A 17,854-nucleotide genomic window follows, 5' to 3' on the forward strand; every position below is an offset into this window, starting at 1 on the left:
TTTACCCGTCGGTGGATCGAAGCTCACCCCCGGCAAGCCCGGTCGCCCGAAGCCCGGCGCTGCCAAGAGTTCGAGTCCTGGGCGGCAGGCGCCCGGTCGCTGATCGAGGCGGGTCGGATCGACAGCAGCTTTCCTTTTCTGCTCGCGTCGGTGGGCACCGGTACCTCGGTGTTGCTGGTCAACAACGACAGCGTGCACCGGGTGGGAGGCACGGCACTGGGAGGCGGCACCTTCATGGGACTGGTGAACGTGCTGGCCGGTGCCCGCGACTTTGCGGCCGCCGTTGTACTCGCGGCCGCCGGCGATCGAAAGAACGTGGACCTCCTGGTCAAGGACGTTTACCGCGACAGCAAAGAGTTGCCGCTGCCTGGCGACTTGAACGCGGCGTCCTTCGGCAAGATAACCGCTGATGGCCCCGAGCCCGTAGCGGCCGACCTCGCCAACTCGGCCGCGGCGCTGGTGGCCGAGAACATAGCCCTGCTCTGTCACGGCATGGCCGCTGCCGCGGGAGTGGACACGGTGGTGTACGGTGGCGCCACGCTGCGCGACAACCCGGCACTGGTGAGCGTGCTCACCGAGGTGTCGGCAGCCGTCGGCCTGCGAGCGGTGGTGCCGGACAATGGCGAGTTCACCGGCGCTCTGGGCGCGCTCAAGCTCGCTGCGAGTCTGTAGCCTACCCGTCGTTGCCGTCGTTGCCGTCGTTGCCGGCCAGCACGCGCTGACGCGCGGCCAGCGGGTCGAGGTAGGCCTGGGCCCGCAGGCGCCCGATTTCACTGGCCGTGTAAGGCGGGTCGGCCGTCGTCTGACCAAAGCGCGACAGCACCCAGTTGAGTACGGCTGCGAGCCGTTGGTCGTCCAGTGGTGAGTGGGCTGCGCCGGGCACGCGCCCGAGGTATTCACGGCCGCCGGGCAGCGCGAAGATGCGGCCGGTGTCGGCAAGTGAGGGTACCGCGCGTGATCCCTGGCCCTGGAGCAGGTGGCAGCCGCCACAGCTGAGCAGGTAGTCGTTGCGAACCTGCGCGTTGTTGTCGGTGGCTGCCTGGCTCGGCGACGCAGCAGCGGCGGTGGCTATAAGGGCAGTGACGAGCAGCGCCGGTAAGCGGGACTTCATTTCTCCGGCTGCCCTTCTACCGCCAGTCCGATGATCATGGCAGTGGAGCAGTTGTAGACCTGCGACTGCGCGCCCGCGCACCAGTTGATGTCGTTGTTGCGGTAGGGGTGGTAGACCGGCCGTTCCCCCTCGTTGCGGTTGCAGAAGCAGCGGCCGCAGGGGTTCTTGCCGCAGCAGTCGTTGTACCAGATGAGGTAGTCTTTCTTATCCAGCGGGTTGCGACAGGTTCCTATCCAGGTCACCGGCGACATTTCGGTGCCCGGCGGGCAGCTCGTGCCGCTGCCGCCACAACAACCGCATAGAAATCCGTCGATGGCACAGTTGCGCCAGTAGTCGCAGTGGTTGGGGTCGCCCTCGGGGCCTTCAATGTCTTCGGGCGGGGCGGCAGCGCGTGAACCGGGGCTTTCGTCGGAGGCTTGTCCGCGGGCCACCGGCAACAGTGGCAACGCCGCGACCCCGGCCACGGTGCCCCCAGCTATCACGTGGCCCAGGCGGGCGAGAAAACTACGCCGCCCACTGCGCCGCGCGAGCGCGCGCGAGCTGTTTTCCATCCAACGGTCCAACCTGCTCATAGAGCTTGTTCTCCTGCGGGTGCATCCAGCTCGTGGCCGGAGGGCTCAAGTTCGGCCGACTCAAGTTCGAGATACTCCTGTACCGAGGCCACGCCCAGGCGTCGCGCCTCGAACAGGCTCTCGAGGTGCTCGCGGGTGTTTACCATGCCGCGGGCGCGCAGCAGTCCGTCGCCGTCCACGAGGGCCGCATAGGGCAGTTTTGAAACCTGCCAGGCCAGGCCGAGCTCGGTTGATACCACCAGCGGCAGCGACGAGACCCCGTTGGCGCTGGCGTAGCGGCGGTACTCGTCAGGGTCGCCGTCGCCGGCCAGTACCACGCGTGCGCTCGCGTCTTCGTCTGCTGCTACCCGCAGCAGGGTGGGCAGCAGGGTGCGGCAGAGCGGGCAGGTAGGCGAGAGAAAGAACAGCAGCGTGTCGCGTCCGTCGGGGCTGGGCGCACCCAGTTCCAGGCTGCTCCCATCGAGCGTGGTGAGGGACAGTCGCGGCGCCGGCTGGCCCACGGTCGGTCCCTTGGCGGGTGCCAGCGCGCCTGCCGGTGCTACCCGTTCGTGCAGCAGGCCCACTTGCCGCGAGAGCGCGAACACGACCAGCGCCAGTGCCACCACGCAGACCCACAGCAGCACGTTGGTTATGACCAGGGCCTGCACGGCGTCAGGCCTCCTCTCCACTGGGCGATGACAAGGACATCAGCCGGTTGGATGCCGCCCACAGCAGGCTGGCGCAGGCCACCGTGCCCAGGAATGACAGGCCGTCGAGCCAGCCAAGTGCGCGAGCCGACGTGGGCGCGCAGGCCATCAGTCCGGCCGCCACCAGCGCCAGGTTACGGCCTAGCAGGCCGGGGTGCAGGCGTTGCGGTGGTCCGCCGCAGCCGCAGTCAAGGTCGCGCCGGCCACGCAGCAGGTTGATGGCGATGGCGCAGGAGTAGACAGTCAGCAGCGCGGCCGCCGCAAGCGCGGGCAGCAGCCCGGCCGCGGGCAACAGGAAGGCCACGGCCAGCAGCAGTTCTCCCACGCCGGTGGCCCAGGCGATGGGCGTGACCAGGCCGTCGGGCACGAGACGGTAATCCGAGAGCACCGAGCGAAAGGCCATCGGGTCGCTCAGCTTGTGCAGCGCTGCGCCCGCGAACAACAGCGCCATGCAGGCCCTCAGCGCCAGCGCCAGCACGGGATCGATCTCGGCCATGGTGATCACGGAATGCGGATCTCCCCGCCGGTCATGCCCGCTTCTTCTATGGTGTGCCGGTGGCGGCCGTCACGCGCGTCGAGTACGCCGATGACGCCGATTTCACCGTGGCGCAGGAACAGCAGCGGCTCGTCGTCCTGGCTCACCACTATCCTGTGGGCTCCCATTGACGGCGTAAAAAAACTCAGCGCGCGGTAGGCCAGGCTACCCGGCTCGAGACCCAGCACCGGGCGCAGGAAGGCCGGCAGCAGTGCCGGGATCTCGAAGGTGTCCGCGCGTGCTTGTTTTTCAAGGTCATAGACCCAGATCTCGCTGCCGGCGTCCTTGTGAGAGCCGGGCCCACCCTGGTGAACGAGCGAGTACAGGCGGCGGCTGTTGCGGTGAAGCGCGAGGTGCTGGGAGCCGCCCACCAACCAGGAATCGGTACGCTCTCGGTCGGTCATGAGCGACCAGCGCGCCACCAGCGAGGGCTTGCCGCCGGCAAACTCGACCTCGTGAAGGTAGCCGTCGAACGAAGCGAACAGCCAGCGACTACCGTCGCGCGCGCCCTTTTCGCTGAGCGGGTCTGCGACCACGTCGAAGAAGGGCTCACTGCGCCTGGTCTCGGCGGCGCTGCCGTCGTCGGCCAGGGTGACGGCCAAGGCGGCGCCGTCACCGCAGAGCATGCCGAAGCTGCGCCGCCCGGTGGGGTACACCAGCGAGCAACCGGCCACGGGTATCTCGGCCGCGAAGCGTCGTTGTTCGAGGTCAACGACGGTCACTGAACCTGACTGCACGAGGTTGAGCACCACCAGGAAACGCTCGTCGTCGAGCAGGGCCGACAGCGCTATGCCGGTGCCGGTCTCGGTAGCGTGCGTGGGCAGTTCGATCTCGCCCGTGACCGCGAGCGTGTGGAGATCGTAGATGGTCACGTAGTCGGTACGCTCGCCGCGGTGGCCGCGGTCGTATACCGGTTCGACCACGTAGACCTCGCGCCTCGAGTAGGACGTGTGCGGCGCCACCCCGCCCAGCGAGGCGGTGATGTCTACCATGCCCAGCGCCTGCCCGCTGTCGCCGTCAAACAGTATGCTGTGGCGAAACAGCCGGTCGCCCACCCACAGAGCGTGCGGGCCGAGCTCCGGGCGCACGCTTTCGACCACGCCGTGCGGGTCCTGGGCAACGATGGGCGTCGCGTCCGAACCGTCTTTGTTGGCCTCGGGCGCAGACGGCCAGGCGGTGTCGGCGGCTGGGCCGAGGGAGAAGAAAGTTGCGGCAAACAGTGCTGGCAGTAGTGCTTTCACGGGCGAAAGCACAGCCTAGTTACGCGACCGGCATGAGACAAGGCGGCGCCCGCCCGGTAATCGCGCCGGAGGTCAGCGCCGCCGGGCGCTATTGGACGGCGATGATCTTGACGTCGAAGGTCAGGTTCTGGCCCGCCAGCGGGTGGTTGAAATCAATCACGGCCGTTTCGTCTTTGATCTCGACTACGCGCACCGGACGACGGCTGCCGTCGGGCGCGCCGACCACCAGCGTGGTGCCGGCTTCGCGGGCTTCTTCGGGTATCAGCGACAGCTCGACCTGGCGGAAGGCCTCTTCGTCGATTTCACCGTAGCCGTCTGAGGATGAGAGTTTTACCTGTTTGCTCTGGTCTACCGCGAGGCCAAGCAGGGCTGCTTCGAGGGCCGGCAGGATCTCGTTGCTACCCTGGGTGTAGACCATCGGGGCCCGGCCCTCGCTGCTGTCGGCCGTCGTGCCGTCGTCGAGCTTGAGCGTGTACTCTATAGAGACCTTGCTACCTTCCTTTACTACCTTGGACTCCTTGTCGCTGTCTTGCGCGTAAGAGGCCGAGGCCACCAGTACTGCCAGAAGGCTGGCGGTCGCGATCCGTGCAACGGCTGTAATTGTTCCAGATCTCATAACATGGCTCCTGTTTTCTGGTTCCCTAGTACCGTGTCCGATAACCGGTCGCTTCAGGACGCTCTTGCGACCCGATTAGTGCGACGGCGTCCGCCGCCCGGTCCAGCTCCCTTGCTGTTCGAATCGCGGCCGTGTCGCTGCGGGTGGGTGGACTTGCTGGGCCCGCCGCCCGACGAGTTGTGCTTGCCGTTGCGCTGCGCGTGGACGTAGCGTTTTTCGTCGTCGGGTTGCGTCTCGAAGCCATCGACCACGCGGCGCTTGATCTTCACGCCCAGCTTTCGCTCTATGGCCTTGACCTGCTGCGCGTCTTCCCTGGCAACGAAGGTGTAGGCCTTGCCGCTGCGCTCGGCCCTGCCCGTGCGGCCAATGCGGTGGGTGTACGCGTCGGGCGTGTTGGGAATGTCAAAATTGATTACGTGCGAGATGCCAGCCACGTCGATGCCGCGGGCGGCGATGTCGGTGGCCACGAGCACGCTGAAACGCCCCTCACGAAAACCCTTCATGGCCCGATCGCGCTGGCCCTGCGTCATGTTGCCTTGCAGTGCCACGGCCTCGTGGCCCTTGTTGCTCAGCTGCTCGGCGAGTTTTTTGGCCCTGTGCTTGGTACGCGAAAAAACGATGGACGACTTGAAGTCGTCGCCGTCGAGCAGGTGTAGCAGCAGGTCTACCTTGCGCGTCGCTGCCACCGGGTAGAGCGCGTGCTCTATGGTCTCGATGGGCGCGGCGTGTTCGAGCTCGAAGACCTCGGGTTTGTACAGCACCGTGTTGGCCAGCTTGCGTATGGCCGACGGCATGGTGGCCGAGAACATCAGGTTCTGTCGGTCATCGGGCAAAGCGGCGATGATCTTGCGGATGTCGGGAAGAAATCCCATGTCGAACATGTGGTCGGCCTCGTCGATGACCAGCGTCTCCACGTGCGAAAGGTCAACGAAGCCCCTTCCGAAGAGGTCGAGCAGGCGCCCGGGACAGGCCACGATGATGTCGGGCTTGGCCTTCAGTCCCCTGATCTGGTTGCCGGCCGACACGCCGCCGAACACGGTGATGACCTTGGCCTTGGTAAACTTTGCCAGCAGTCGGGTCTCGGCCTGTATCTGCATGGCCAGCTCGCGGGTGGGCGCCAGTATGAGTGCGCGCGGACCGCGGCGGGGGTCGGTGACGATGCGCTGCAGTATGGGCAGCACGAAGGCAGCGGTCTTGCCGGTGCCGGTCTGGGCCAGGCCCAGTACGTCGTAGCCTTCGAGCGCCGACGGGATGGTGGCCGCCTGTACCGGGCGGGGCGTGACGAAGCCGGCCTCCTTGATGCTGCGACGAAGCGTGTCGTCGAGCGGCAGCTGCTCAAAAGTGGTCACCGTATCGGGAGAGCCGCCGTGGTTGGGGGCAGGCATGTCGGGAATAACCTGGTCGGAAGGGGAAGTGTCAGGGATAGAGGCGTCAGTAATAGAAGTAGTATCGTTCATTGGAAATAATTAACTCGTGGATGGACGTACACATTCGGTGTACCCACCGGTAGATTCAGACCCGTACAACAGAGAAGGGTGTGGATTTATTGAAACGCGGCGCGATCTTCCTAAAGAAGCGATCCTGCTGTGCGCCGCCAGTCGCCGGAAGGGCGACCATCAGAGGTTAATTGTATAGCCGGGCTTTGCTGCCGGCGCAAGCGCTGTTTTGCCTCGCGGCTCTTTTTTCTCCCCGGTGGCCGCTGTCGCTACCGTTTCTGACCGTCGACCAAGGTGCGGGCAGGCCTTCCAGCCCTCCTGCGACGCGGGCCAGGGCGGGACGACCGGGTGTTTGTATGAGGGTGTTCGCGGGAGTAAATAGAGGCCTGAACAGTCCTGTTGCGCTTGCCGAAAGGGGGTAAACAGATGCACGGATACAATCATAAGTTCGCTGTTCTGGCCACGGGCGTTTTTCTGGCCACCTGCCTTGCGGGCTGTGACGAGGGGACGACCACTACCATTTCGACGTCTGCTACTTCGACATCTGTTACTTCGACGAGCAGCAGTTCGGCCCCGTTCTCGACCTATGTCCCCTGCGAATTCCTGACCGTACCCCGGCCCTACTGCTCAACCACCACCAGTTCGACGCTACAAGGTGATTAGCCAACGCCGGCGTTAAGCGAGCCCGGCCGCGCAAGGCGTCACCTGGACCGATTCGCCCTGAACCACGGGCTGCGGGCAAGATGCCCAGGGGCGGAATCGAACCACCGACACGGGGATTTTCAGTCCCCTGCTCTACCGACTGAGCTACCTGGGCGTGAGGGCAACGCGCAGGCCACGCGCGGTGGCCGGCGTAACCTGCCTGCGCAACTTTTCTAACGGTGTAGGGCGGGGGGGTCAACACGCCGCCGGGCGTATGGAGGCAGGCTGCTGTCCGCCAGGCGCGGCTCAGTGGCCCGAGGGGCAGCGGCGCTCGACCAGGTCGATGACCTCGGCGGCGAGGTCGGCACCACCCAGTCGCTTGATTTCCTGCAGGCCGGTGGGGCTGGTCACGTTTATCTCCGTGAGCAGTCCACCGATTATATCCAGGCCGGCAAAGTATATGCCCGCTTCGGAGAGCAGGGGCTCTATCGTGCGGCAGATTTCGTGTTCGCGCTCGCCGATCTCGGCCGCCACCACGCTGCCGCCCACGTGCAGGTTGCCGCGCAGATCGTCTGCGCGCGGCACCCGGCGCATGGCACCGGCCGCACGGCCTTCGAGATAGACCAGGCGCGTGTCGCCTTCGCGCGACGCGGGCAGGTAACGCTGCGCCATGATCTGGCGGCGCCCGTTGTCGGTGGACAGCTCGAGTATTGCGTTGATGTTGAGGTCGCCCGCCGACAGGCGAAAGATGCCCTGGCCGCCGCAGCCGTCAAGCGGCTTGACGACCACGTCCTCGCCCAGGCGCTGCATGAAGGCCAGCACGCGTTGCGGGTCAGCCGTTACTATGGTCTCGGCCACGAGATCGGGAAAACGCAGGATGCTCAGCTTCTCACTTATCTCGCGCAGGCCCGCAGGATTGTTGAACACGAAGGTGCGCGCGGGGTCGGCCAGGCTGAGCAGCTGGGTGGCAAAGAAAAAATCCGAGTCAAAAGGCGGGTCCTTGCGCATGAAGATCGCGTCGAAGTCGTCGGCGCGCTGGTCCGACCACTGCCCGAGTTCAAAGTGTTCGCCCTGCACGGGCTTCACCGTTACCGGCGCGGTGTGGGCCGCCAACCCGTCGTCGTACAGGAGCTGGTCAATCTGGCAGAACCAGTTTTCGTGGCCGCGCGACTGGGCCTCGGCCAGGAAGACAAAAGACGTATCCATGCTGATGTCTATCCCGTCGAGCGGGTCCATGACGAAGAGAAATTTCATGATCGGCTGGCTACCTGCGGGCTGGCTACCTGGCCACCGGAGGCCGGCTGGTCCCGGCAGCGCTGGCGGGAATGACCGGCGGTTTACGTCCGAGGTCGCCCCACAGGTGCTGGCACACGGCGGCTGCCACTATCGAGGCGGTCTCGGCGCGCAGCACCCGCGGCCCCATGCCGACGTCGATCCACCCGTGCTGGTCGGCGAGTTCTAGTTCCTGGTCGGAGAAGCCTCCCTCGGGGCCGAGCACCGCTATTACGCTGTGGGTGTTGGGGTAGCGCTGTCGCAAGGTGGCGGGCGGGTCGTGGTCGGCGTTGGTGGTGAATATCAACCCCAGGGTGTCGTCGGGGCGGGTGGGTATGAACTCTTCAAAGCTGCGTATGCGCTCGACCACGGGCACCTGGGTGCGCCCGCTCTGCTCGGCGGCGGCCACGGCGATGCGACGCCAGCGTTCCACCTTGTTGACGGCCGTGTCTTCGCGCGGACGCGACACGCTGCGGTCGCTGCTTATCGGGCAGACGCGGTCCACGCCCAGCTCCACGATTTTTTCGACGACGAGGTCGAGCTTCTTTCCCTTGGCCAGGCAGGGGGCGATCGTCAGGTCGAGCGACGACTCGGTGCTGCTGTCTATCTCCTCCACTATACGCACCACCGCGGTCTCACCCTGGAACAGCTCGAGCACGCCCAGCGCCTCGCGTCCCTTGCCGTCGAAGACCACCAGCTCGTCGCCGGGCTGCAACCTGAGCACTGCCTGCACGTGGTGCAGGGCCGGGCCGGTGAGCACGGCTCGGTCGGCGGTCAAGCGATCGTCGCCCACGAAGATGCGCGTCTTTGGTGGTGAGGATGTGGTAGCCGAGTGGATCATGTCGATGCTTCTTTGCGGCAGATGGCGATGCTGCTCCAGCCGTCGTGTTGCAGGCAGTGTAGCGCCGTCCAACCCGGCTTGATAAACGCTGTTTGCACAATAGGCAAGCGCTCGTCGTCGATGCCCGACAAGATCAGCCTGCCCCCGGGTGCGACGCAGCGCGTCAGCGCGGGCTGCATGCCGACCAGGGTGGAGGCCAGTATGTTGGCAAAAACAAGGTCGTACAGTCCCCCTGAGGGCGGGCCGTCACACACGCGGGTCTCCAGTCCGGCCTCCAGTGAGTTCAGCCGCGCGTTCTCAAGCGTGGTGGTGACGGCCACCGGGTCGTTGTCGGTGGCCAGCGCGCTGCTGGCGCCCATGCGCAGCGCCGCCAGCGCCAGCACGCCCGATCCGCAGCCCACGTCGGCCACCCTGTCGCCCGCTTGCAGGCAGAGGTCGAGCAGCTCGAGACAGCAGCGGGTGGTCGCGTGTTGGCCGGTGCCGAAGGCGAGGCCGGGGTTGATGATCACCGTGTCGCGCTCCGGGGCCGCCTGCTCCCAGGGAGGAATGACCTCGAGTCGCTTGCCTATGGGCAGGCGCGGAAAAAAGCTTTTCCAGTTGTCGGCCCAGGCGCTGTTGTCGATCTGCCTGGGCGCGGCCGCGGTCACCATGCCGGCGGGCAACGACGCCGTGAGCGCGCGTGACATGCCGGCGGCCTGGGCGGCGCCGGCCGCCTGCAGGTAGACCACCAGCTCGGCTTCGCTACTGTCCTGGCCCCGCAGTTCGCTGTTGGCAAAGCCCTGCTCGGCCAGCAGTCCGGTGAGCAGGTCTACCTGCCCGGGGCTGCTGCGCAGCACCAGCTCGTACCAGCTGTGGTCGGTGTCCATGCGGGCAGGCTAACAGCGGGCCGCTCGCAGACAAAGCCGCCGGGCTTGGCACTTGCTTCGCCGCGGGGAGGCGGTTAGCCCTGCACGCATGCTGGTCATTGGTCACCGCGGCTCCACGGTCGACAGGCCCGAGAACACCATGCCGTCGTTCGCGCGTGCGCTCGAGGCGGGGGCCGACGGTTTCGAGTTCGACGTGCAGTTGAGCGCCGACGGTGCGCCGGTGGTCATACACGACGAGACGGTGGACCGCACCACCGACGGCTCGGGCTCGGTTGCCGGTCTGGAGACGGCCGGGCTCAGGCGCCTGGACGCGGGCTCCTGGTTCGACCCTGTTTTTGCCGGACTGCGCCTGCCCTTGCTCGACGAATTGCTGGCCGAGTTTTCGGACCGTTGCACGCTCAACCTGGAGCTGAAGACCGAGCAGGCCGACCCGGCCCTGGTCGAGCGCTGCCTGGCTGCCGTCAACAGGCACGCGGCGCTCGAGACGGTGGTGTTTTCGTCTTTCAGCTGGGACTGCCTGCAACTGTTGCGAGAGCGCAGTTCGGCGGCGCGGGTGGGCGTGCTCTATGTGCCCAACAAGGAGGAGGGTGCCTTTGAGGCCGCGGCCACCCTGGGCGCAGCCACCCTGCATCCGCACGTGTCGGTGGTCGACAAGAAGCTGATGGCGCGTTGTCGCAAGGCCGGGCTGGACATCTGGACCTGGAATGCCAACGACGAGGCCGAGGTCAGGCGGCTGCGCGATCTCGGCGTGGCCGCCGTGTTTTCAGACGACCCGGCGGCGGCCGTCGCGGCGTTGACCAACTGAGGGGAGGCCTGCCCTCTCCTTCAGGGGCCGACAACCGCGATGGTGACTTTTTCGGGGTCGAGGTAGCGCTGGGCCACCCGTAGCAGGTCCTCGGGAGTGACCGCGTTCATGCGCTCGGCGTGCTGGCGGCCGTTGAGATAGCCCAGTCCGTAGAGTTCGTTGAACAGCATTTCGTCGCCAATGGCGCCGTTGGTTTGCAGGGCGATGTCGTGGCTTCCCAGCAGGTAGAGCCGGGCGCGTTCCAGTTCGTCGCCGTCAACGAGTTCTGTTCTTACCAAGGCCAGCTGTTCGAGCAGCCCATCGATGGCGGGCTGTTCGTTGTCGGGGTCGGTGGCTATGTAGCCGCCGAACAGTCCAGGGGCCATGCCCTCGGTGTGGAAGGCGGTCACGCTGTAGGCCAGTCCGCGCTTATCGCGCAGTTCACGAAACAGTCGGCCGCCTTGCCGCGACAACACCGCGTCGAGAATGTCGAGGGCAAACCTGTCACTGTTGTGCAGGTCGGCGCCCGGCCATGCCACCACCACGTGTGATTGTTCGCGCGGTACCGCTTTGCGCACTTTCTGCACCACCCCGGGCGCATCGGCAGCCGGCGGCTGCACGAAGGCGTCGGCGGGTGCCTCGAGCCCCTCAAGCGCCGCCCGCAGGCGCTTGAGCACGTCGTCGCTCTGCACGTCGCCCACCACCGACACGACCAGGCTCGTGGGGTCGAGCGCGCGACGGTAAAAGTTTTCTATCGCGGCCTTGTCCATGGCCTGCACTGTTTCTTTTTCACCCACGGTCGTCATGCCGAAGGGGTGCGAGGGGTACACGGTGCGCCAGGCCAGTTCGAAGGCGAGGTGGCTCGTTGCGTCTTCCCTGTTGTCGATGACCTGCAGCAACTCGTGGCGGGTCTTCTCAATTTCGTCGTCCGGAAAGTCGGGCCTCAGCAGTACGTCGAGAAAAAGTTCGACGCCTTCGTCGAACGATCCCGACAGGAACGACCCGCTCACGCCCAGCGAGTTGCGACCCGAAAAGCCGCCCAGCTCACCGGCCATGGTCTCGACCTGCCGGGCCAGCTGCTCGCGGTCGATTGAGCCTGCCCCGCGGGTGAGCATCTCGGCCGTAAAGGTAGATACTCCGTTGTCCGATTTACTTTCGGCCAGCAGGCCACCGCGCATGGCCGCCCGGATGGAGAACAGCGGCGCTTCGTGGTGCTCCTGCACGATGATCCTGACGCCGTTGTCGAGCGTGACCAGCCGCGGCTCGGTGTCCCTCCCGTGCCTGGTGGTTGACCGCGAAGGTGCAGAGGGCCGCGCCTCGGCCTCGGCCTTTTCGTCGGCCTGCGATTGCACGGCTACCGAGAGCACGCGGGCCGCTTCCACGGCCGTGGCCTTGTCCAGTACCACCTCGCTGCCGGTGGGCACCAGGCTCACCACCGTGAGGTTATCGGCCACGAGGTAACGCCGGGCCACCCGCTGCAGGTCGGCCAGGGTGAGCGAGTCGAGTCGCTCGATGTAGCGGCGGTCAAAGTCGAGGTCTTCGTGCACGGTGAGCAGGTAGCCGGCTTCGCGGGCCTGGCCCTGCACTGTCTGGCGCTGGTAGATGAAGTCGGTTTGCAGGTTTTTACGCGCTCGCCTGAGTTCGTCGGCGCCCACCGGGCCGGCCAGCAGGGGCGTGATCTGTTCGAGCAGGGCGGGCAGGGTGGCCACGAGATTGGAGTCGTCCATCGACGCCGTCACCACGAACATGCCCGGGTCAGCGGGGGTGTAGGCGTAAGTGTTGACGCCGTTCACGAGCTGGGTTTCGGCCACCAGCTCCCGGTACAGGCGCGAGCTTTCGCCACCGCCCAGTATCCAGGCCAGGGTATCCAGTGCCGCTACGTCTTCGTGGTTGGCGCCGGGCACGTGGAAGCCCAGCGCGAGGTGCGACTCCTTCACGTCCATGTGCAAGGCCTCGAACTCGGTGCCGGCCTGCGCGGGTTCGCTGGCCCGGCTGGGACGTTCAACGGGGCGGTTTTCGAAGTCGCCAAAGAGGTCGTCGACCACCGACCGCAGCTCGCGCGCCTTGACGTCGCCCACTATCACCAGCGCCATGTTGCCCGGCGAGTAGAACCTGCCGAAGAAACTCAGGATCTTCTCACGGTCGAGCCCGGTTATTGATTCCTCGGTGCCTATGACCGGTCGGCCGTAGGGGTGCTGCTTGAAGGCCTTGGCAAACATGGCCTTGAACACGCGGCTTCCCGGCATGTCCTGGCTGCGCTTGTACTCCTCCATGACGACGCCCAGTTCGCGCTCGAGCTCTTCGGGGTCGAAGGCAGAATTGCGTACCGCGTCGGCCAGGATGTCGAGCCCCTGCTCGGCGTGACGCGAAGCCAGCACGAGGTGGTAAACGGTCTGGTCCCAGGAGGTCCACGCGTTGATGCGTCCACCGGAGCCTTCCACCTCGGCGGCGATCTCGCCCACGCCGCGGCGCGAGGTGCCCTTGAACAACATGTGCTCGTGCACGTGCGCCACGCCGGCCTCGGGGTCCAGCTCGTCGGCGGCGCCGGCCTTGACCCAGACCTGCAGCGCGACCACGGGCGCAAAATGATCCTCGCTCACCAGCACCTGCATTCCGTTGTCGAGTGTCCAGGTACTGAGTTTTTCTTCGCCGCGCTGCGGCATGACTGCGTCTATCATCGAGCTACACCCGTACAGGGACAGCGCAAAGACGGCAAGCAGGCTACAGACGTAGGATCCTGAGGCTGGGCGATTCATCGGTAAAAGGGGAACCGGGCGAATCCCATGTGGGGCGCGAGGTGTCAACCCGTGCTAGAGTAAACGCCTGTAGATGACCCGTGCAGGGGCTTAACAGCCGGTACTGGTCGGTGTGGAGGTTGGTATGAACATCGTCGATGTCGGGCTTCTCCTGCTCCTTTTTTTCGCGGCCCTCCGGGGTTACTCGCGGGGATTTTTTCACGAACTGCTCTCGCTGGTATCCATAGTGGCGGGCTGCGCGGTCGCGTTTCGTTTCTGCCCGGCCGTGGCCGAGGGCATCGCCGTTCGCGCCACCATGCCCTACTTTCTCACCATCAGCCTGGCCTTTCTCGCACTGTTTTTCCCGGTGGTCTTAGGCTTGAGGATAGCCAACACGCTGGTAGAACGCTTCTGGGTGTCGATTGCCGTGTCGCCGCAGAACAGGCTCGCGGGCATGGGCTTCGGTGTGCTCAAGGGCGCCCTGGTGCTCGGCAGCGCAGTGATACTGCTGCGCAGCTCAGTACCAGTGTCCGAAACCCGCGACGCTTTTGCGGGGCGTTTTCTCGGGGTAGCCGAAGAGCTGCAGGTGCGCGTGCAGGAGTCGCAGGTAGGCGATGCCCTTGCACGGGTTTCACTTGGCATTTTCGCCGTGGCAATGGATAAGGGACAGGACTGGTTCGTCTCTGTCGGCCACGACGGTCACCCTTGATTGCTGAGGACAAAATAAACGAGATCCGCGAAGCGGCGCGCATATCCGAGTTCATCTCGTCGCACGTCGAATTGAGGAGAGCCGGCCGCTCTCTGAAGGGCCTGTGCCCCTTCCACGAAGAAAAAACCCCGTCATTCTCGGTCAACGACGATGGCGGTTTCTATCACTGCTTTGGCTGCGGCGAAGGCGGCAACGTTTTTAAGTTCATCATGGCGCTCGAGGGGCTGAGTTTTCCCGAGGCGGTGCGCAAGGTCGCCGACCGTTGCGGCATAGAGCTCCCCGAAGAACGGGGCTCGGCCGGTGGCCCAGTGCGCAAGGACCTGTTTGCCCTGCTCGACTCGGTGGCCGGTTACTATCGTCGTGTGTTGCTTGAGACCCAGGCCGGCGAGTCCTGGCTCGAGTACCTCGCTGCGCGCGGCATCAACGAAAAGTCATCCGACAGTTTCATGCTTGGCGCGGCGCCCGATTCAGGGGACGGCCTGTTGCGCTGGCTCAAGCAGGAGGGTGCCGATCTCGAGCAGGCGCAATCGCTCGGCCTGGTCACGCGGCGGCAGGGCCGAACGGTAGACTCGTTTCGTTCGAGGTTGATTTTTCCGCTGCGCGATAACCAGGGTCGCGTGGTCGGCTTTGCCGGTCGCAAGGGCGAGACAGCCGAGGGCCCCAAGTACATAAACTCGGTGGAGTCGTCGGTCTATCACAAGGGTAGGGTTCTCTACGGGCTCGACCTTGCCCGCACCGCCGTGAGGGACAAGGGTTTCGCGCTGCTCGTTGAAGGTTACACTGACGTCATCGCCCTGCACCAGGCAGGAATGGAGAACGTGGTGGCCACCTGCGGCACGGCGCTCACCGCCGAGCAGGTCAAACTGCTCAAGCGCTTCAGCTCGGAGATGATCACGCTGTTTGACGGCGACGAGGCTGGCAGCCGGGCAGCCGGGCGCAGCTTTCCGGTGTTCATGGAGGCCGGCGTCTGGGCCCGTGGCCTGTCGTTGCCCGCCGACGCCGATCCCGACAGCTTTGTGCGCGAGCGCGGCGTGGAGGCTCTTGCGCAACTGCTGGGCGGGGCTGGCCCGCTGGTCGACACCTGGCTGCGGCAGCTTACCGGCCAGGCCGCCGATACGGCCTCCATGGCCAGGGCGGCCAGCGACCTGTCAAGTTTGCTCAAAAAGGTGCAGGACCCGTTCGAATATGACCTTTTGCTGCGCAAGGCTTCGGTGTGGACGGGCATAAGCGAGAAGGTTCTCAGGGGGCAGGCTGCGCCCATGCCACAGAAGCGCGTCGCGAGGGGCGCCGAGTCCCTTGGAGGGGCGGCGGGACTGGACGAACTGTTGGTGACCCTGCTGCTAAGTGATTCGGCGCTGGCCGCCTCGGTGGTAGAGGCCGGGGCCCTGGACCGCATGGAAGACGGGCCGTTCCGGCAGGTTGCGGGCGATTTACTGCAGGCCAGCAGCCCGGCCGACGCCGCCGACCAGCTGGCCGCGTTGCCCTCGGACCTGGGGGCGCGGGTGGCTCAGAGGCTCAACGAGGGGGTATATTCCGATACCGCCGTGGCTCGGCGAGCCCTGGGCGACTGCCTGTCGGGCCTGGAAAGACGGCAGCGCAAAGCAATAAACCGCCAACGCCTGCTGGAACTGAAGCGGGCTGAGGAGGCTGGCTCGGATATTGCTCCTATCCCCGGGATGGGAGACTGGAAATCCAGCCGGATGTCAGATGGCAAGTAGCAGCAAAAGCGACGCAACACCTGTTGGGGCGCCGGCCAGTGGGGCAGAACTGGCCCCGGAAGTAGGCGCCGAGGCCCTCGGGTCATTGCTCACCCTGGGAAAGAAGCAGGGCTTTGTTACCTACGAGGACGTCAACGTCGTGCTCGGTGCGGGAAGCGAGGACGACCGTAGCGTGAGCGGCATCGAAAGCATGCTTGAGGCTCTGCGCAAAAACGACGTCCTGCTCGCCGACAATACCAGCGAAGGCGAGCGCGCGGTAGCTGAGAGCAAGGCGGCCGCCAAGTCAGCCGCCAGCAAGACCGGCAAGAAGAAAGAAGTCGGGGCCAGCGATCGCGAGGGCGATGTCGACTACGTGCGCATGTACATGCGCGACATGAGCAACTTCAAGCTGCTCACCCGTGAAAAAGAAGTAGCCATTGCCAAGCGAATAGAGGCTGGCTCTAACCGATTGTTTGACCTTGTCTTTTCGTCTCCCTTTGGTCGCAACCGGGTGCGCGCGCTGTTGGAGCTGGTAGAGGCCGGCGATATTCGTGTTCGCTCGGTGGTCAAGCTGGTCGAACCCGATCTCGAGGTTTCGGGCGAGGTTTCGGGCGAAGGCGAAGGCGAGGGCGAGCAGGGTGCCGAGGGTGTCGTGGGCCTGGAGGCCGGATCCCAGGGCGATGATGCCCCGGATGATGATGCCCCGGATGATGATGCTGTAAACCTGGCCGCCGAGGTGGTGGCCGGTGATGAACTCGATGCCGAGGACGTGGCTGTTGAGCCCACTGCGGATGCCGAGGCCCCGGTTGGCGATGAGCCCGAAGAATTGGTAGCCAGCGAGGCAGCGTCGGAGGGCATGGTCGCCAACGAGGGCGAGCAGGAGCTCAACCGGCAGCTCACAGTGTTGCTTAAGAAGCTCGTGCGCAAGGCCAACAGCATTGAGCGCAACCTCGACCGGGCCGACGGCAGTGACGACAAGGACCAGGAGCGCTTGCTGGCATCCGCACGCCGGCTCAACAACGGATTTCTCCAGGGCTTGCGCGACATTCCGCTGCATAGCAGCCAGCTCAATTCGGTCGTAGAGGAAATCGCGACCGCGCGTTCGCGCCTGGGCCGGCGCCGGCGTCTGCTCGAGAAGGCGCGGCGTAAGACCGGGCGTGACCCCGAGCAGGTCGTAGAACTCGTGGGCAATCTAGGCAAGGGCAAGACCAGCGACCAGCGCATTTGTGGAACCCTGCGCTTGAGCGTCGAGGGTGCAATGAAGCTGGCCGTGGACATCGGCAAGTGCCAGGAGGAGACCTTGGAGATCATAGCCCTGACCGGGCTCACCGTTTCCGAGTTCGACGAGCTCTGGCGAAGCATCAACCAGGCCCGCGATGATACGACGACGGCCAAGACCGAGATGACCGAGGCCAACCTGCGCCTGGTCGTTTCGATAGCCAAGCGTTACAACAACCGCGGCTTGCAGTTTCTCGACCTCATACAGGAGGGGAACATCGGCCTGATGAAGGCCGTCGAAAAATTCGACTACAAGCGCGGCTACAAGTTCTCGACCTATGCCACCTGGTGGATACGCCAGTCGATCACCCGAGCCATTGCCGACCAGGCGCGCACCATCCGCATCCCGGTGCACATGATTGAGTGGATCAACAAACTCATCCGAGCCAAGCGGCAGTTTATCCTCGACCACGCCCGCGAGCCTTCGATCGAGGAACTGTCGGTCCTCATGGAGCTGCCCCCCGACCGGGTGCGCAAGGTGCTCAAGATCGCCAGGGAGCCTATTTCGCTTGAAACTCCCATCGGCGACGAAGAAGAGAGCAATCTCAGTGATTTTATTGAAGATAAGCGGGCTATCGCCCCCCCGGACATAGTGGTGAACAAGAACCTGCAGACGCATACGCGCAAGGTTCTGGCCACGCTGACCCCGCGGGAGGAGCAGGTGCTGAGGCTGCGATTTGGAATTGGAGAAAAAACCGACCATACCTTGGAGGAGGTCGGGGGACGTTTTTCCGTCACGCGCGAGCGAATACGGCAGATCGAGGCCAAGGCCCTGCGCAAGCTTCGGTTGCCCAGTCGCAGCCGTAAGCTCAAAGGGTTCGTGGGCTGAAACG

Annotated in this window: 16 protein-coding genes and 1 tRNA gene; 5 read left to right on the plus strand and 12 right to left on the minus strand. The window is 65.1% G+C overall.

Annotated elements, in window-relative coordinates:
- Window positions 1–672 (plus strand): hypothetical protein (locus tag EYQ35_10835; protein ID HIF64631.1); only part of this gene is annotated, 672 nt, incomplete at its 5' end.
- A gap of 1 nt (window position 673) precedes the next feature.
- Here EYQ35_10835 and EYQ35_10840 read toward each other — a convergent pair.
- The 11 genes from EYQ35_10840 to EYQ35_10890 all read right to left on the minus strand — a co-directional run bounded on the left by EYQ35_10840 (window position 674) and on the right by EYQ35_10890 (window position 9,818).
- Window positions 674–1,111 (minus strand): cytochrome C, encoded by a 438-nt coding sequence (locus EYQ35_10840; protein HIF64632.1) that lies wholly within the window; start codon window positions 1,109–1,111, stop codon window positions 674–676.
- Window positions 1,108–1,683 (minus strand): methylamine dehydrogenase (amicyanin) light chain, encoded by a 576-nt coding sequence (locus tag EYQ35_10845; protein ID HIF64633.1) that lies wholly within the window; start codon window positions 1,681–1,683, stop codon window positions 1,108–1,110. The genes EYQ35_10840 and EYQ35_10845 overlap by 4 nt, the downstream gene beginning before the upstream one ends.
- Window positions 1,680–2,330, minus strand: coding sequence for a methylamine dehydrogenase accessory protein MauD (gene mauD, locus EYQ35_10850; GenBank protein HIF64634.1), 651 nt, complete (start codon window positions 2,328–2,330; stop codon window positions 1,680–1,682). The genes EYQ35_10845 and mauD overlap by 4 nt, the downstream gene beginning before the upstream one ends.
- Window positions 2,331–2,334: 4 nt before the next feature.
- Complete coding sequence (locus EYQ35_10855) at window positions 2,335–2,874, minus strand: methylamine utilization protein MauE (GenBank protein ID HIF64635.1); 540 nt, start codon at window positions 2,872–2,874, stop codon at window positions 2,335–2,337.
- Window positions 2,871–4,145: a hypothetical protein gene (locus EYQ35_10860; GenBank protein ID HIF64636.1), complete on the minus strand. Its 1,275-nt coding sequence runs from the start codon at window positions 4,143–4,145 to the stop codon at window positions 2,871–2,873. Before EYQ35_10860 ends, EYQ35_10855 begins: the two co-directional genes overlap by 4 nt.
- Window positions 4,146–4,233: 88 nt before the next feature.
- Window positions 4,234–4,761: a peptidylprolyl isomerase gene (locus EYQ35_10865; protein ID HIF64637.1), complete on the minus strand. Its 528-nt coding sequence runs from the start codon at window positions 4,759–4,761 to the stop codon at window positions 4,234–4,236.
- 53 nt (window positions 4,762–4,814) lie between these two features.
- The gene (locus EYQ35_10870; protein HIF64638.1) at window positions 4,815–6,146 is read right to left on the minus strand and encodes a DEAD/DEAH box helicase; all 1,332 of its coding nucleotides are present in this window, start codon (window positions 6,144–6,146) and stop codon (window positions 4,815–4,817) included.
- Between the two features lie 795 nt (window positions 6,147–6,941).
- A tRNA-Phe gene (locus EYQ35_10875) sits at window positions 6,942–7,014 on the minus strand.
- A 131-nt stretch (window positions 7,015–7,145) separates the two neighbouring features.
- The gene (gene gshB, locus EYQ35_10880) at window positions 7,146–8,093 is read right to left on the minus strand and encodes a glutathione synthase (GenBank protein HIF64639.1); all 948 of its coding nucleotides are present in this window, start codon (window positions 8,091–8,093) and stop codon (window positions 7,146–7,148) included.
- A gap of 25 nt (window positions 8,094–8,118) precedes the next feature.
- Window positions 8,119–8,952 carry a 16S rRNA (uracil(1498)-N(3))-methyltransferase gene (locus EYQ35_10885; protein ID HIF64640.1) on the minus strand — a complete coding sequence of 278 codons (834 nt, stop codon included), beginning with the start codon at window positions 8,950–8,952 and terminating at the stop codon, window positions 8,119–8,121.
- On the minus strand, window positions 8,949–9,818 hold the full coding sequence (locus EYQ35_10890) for a 50S ribosomal protein L11 methyltransferase (GenBank protein HIF64641.1): 870 nt from the start codon (window positions 9,816–9,818) through the stop codon (window positions 8,949–8,951). Before EYQ35_10890 ends, EYQ35_10885 begins: the two co-directional genes overlap by 4 nt.
- A gap of 88 nt (window positions 9,819–9,906) precedes the next feature.
- Between EYQ35_10890 and EYQ35_10895 the strand changes: the two genes are divergently transcribed.
- Window positions 9,907–10,623, plus strand: a complete 717-nt coding sequence (locus EYQ35_10895; GenBank protein HIF64642.1) for a glycerophosphodiester phosphodiesterase — start codon at window positions 9,907–9,909, stop codon at window positions 10,621–10,623.
- Window positions 10,624–10,643: 20 nt separating this feature from the next.
- Here EYQ35_10895 and EYQ35_10900 read toward each other — a convergent pair whose 3' ends face one another.
- The gene (locus EYQ35_10900) at window positions 10,644–13,358 is read right to left on the minus strand and encodes an insulinase family protein (protein ID HIF64643.1); all 2,715 of its coding nucleotides are present in this window, start codon (window positions 13,356–13,358) and stop codon (window positions 10,644–10,646) included.
- A gap of 124 nt (window positions 13,359–13,482) precedes the next feature.
- Here EYQ35_10900 and EYQ35_10905 point away from each other — a divergent pair, with 124 nt between their 5' ends.
- From EYQ35_10905 to rpoD, 3 genes are read left to right on the plus strand one after another with little or no spacing between them, the layout of a single operon-like run.
- A complete protein-coding gene (locus EYQ35_10905) occupies window positions 13,483–14,046 on the plus strand; it encodes a CvpA family protein (GenBank protein ID HIF64644.1) in 564 nt (187 codons plus the stop codon).
- Window positions 14,010–15,764, plus strand: a complete 1,755-nt coding sequence (dnaG, locus tag EYQ35_10910) for a DNA primase (protein HIF64645.1) — start codon at window positions 14,010–14,012, stop codon at window positions 15,762–15,764. Before EYQ35_10905 ends, dnaG begins: the two co-directional genes overlap by 37 nt.
- Complete coding sequence (gene rpoD, locus EYQ35_10915) at window positions 15,754–17,850, plus strand: RNA polymerase sigma factor RpoD (protein HIF64646.1); 2,097 nt, start codon at window positions 15,754–15,756, stop codon at window positions 17,848–17,850. Before dnaG ends, rpoD begins: the two co-directional genes overlap by 11 nt.
- Window positions 17,851–17,854: the final 4 nt, after the last annotated feature.

The organism is Candidatus Binatota bacterium (assembly GCA_012960245.1).
In the GTDB taxonomy this organism is placed as follows: domain Bacteria; phylum Desulfobacterota; class Binatia; order UBA1149; family UBA1149; genus UBA1149.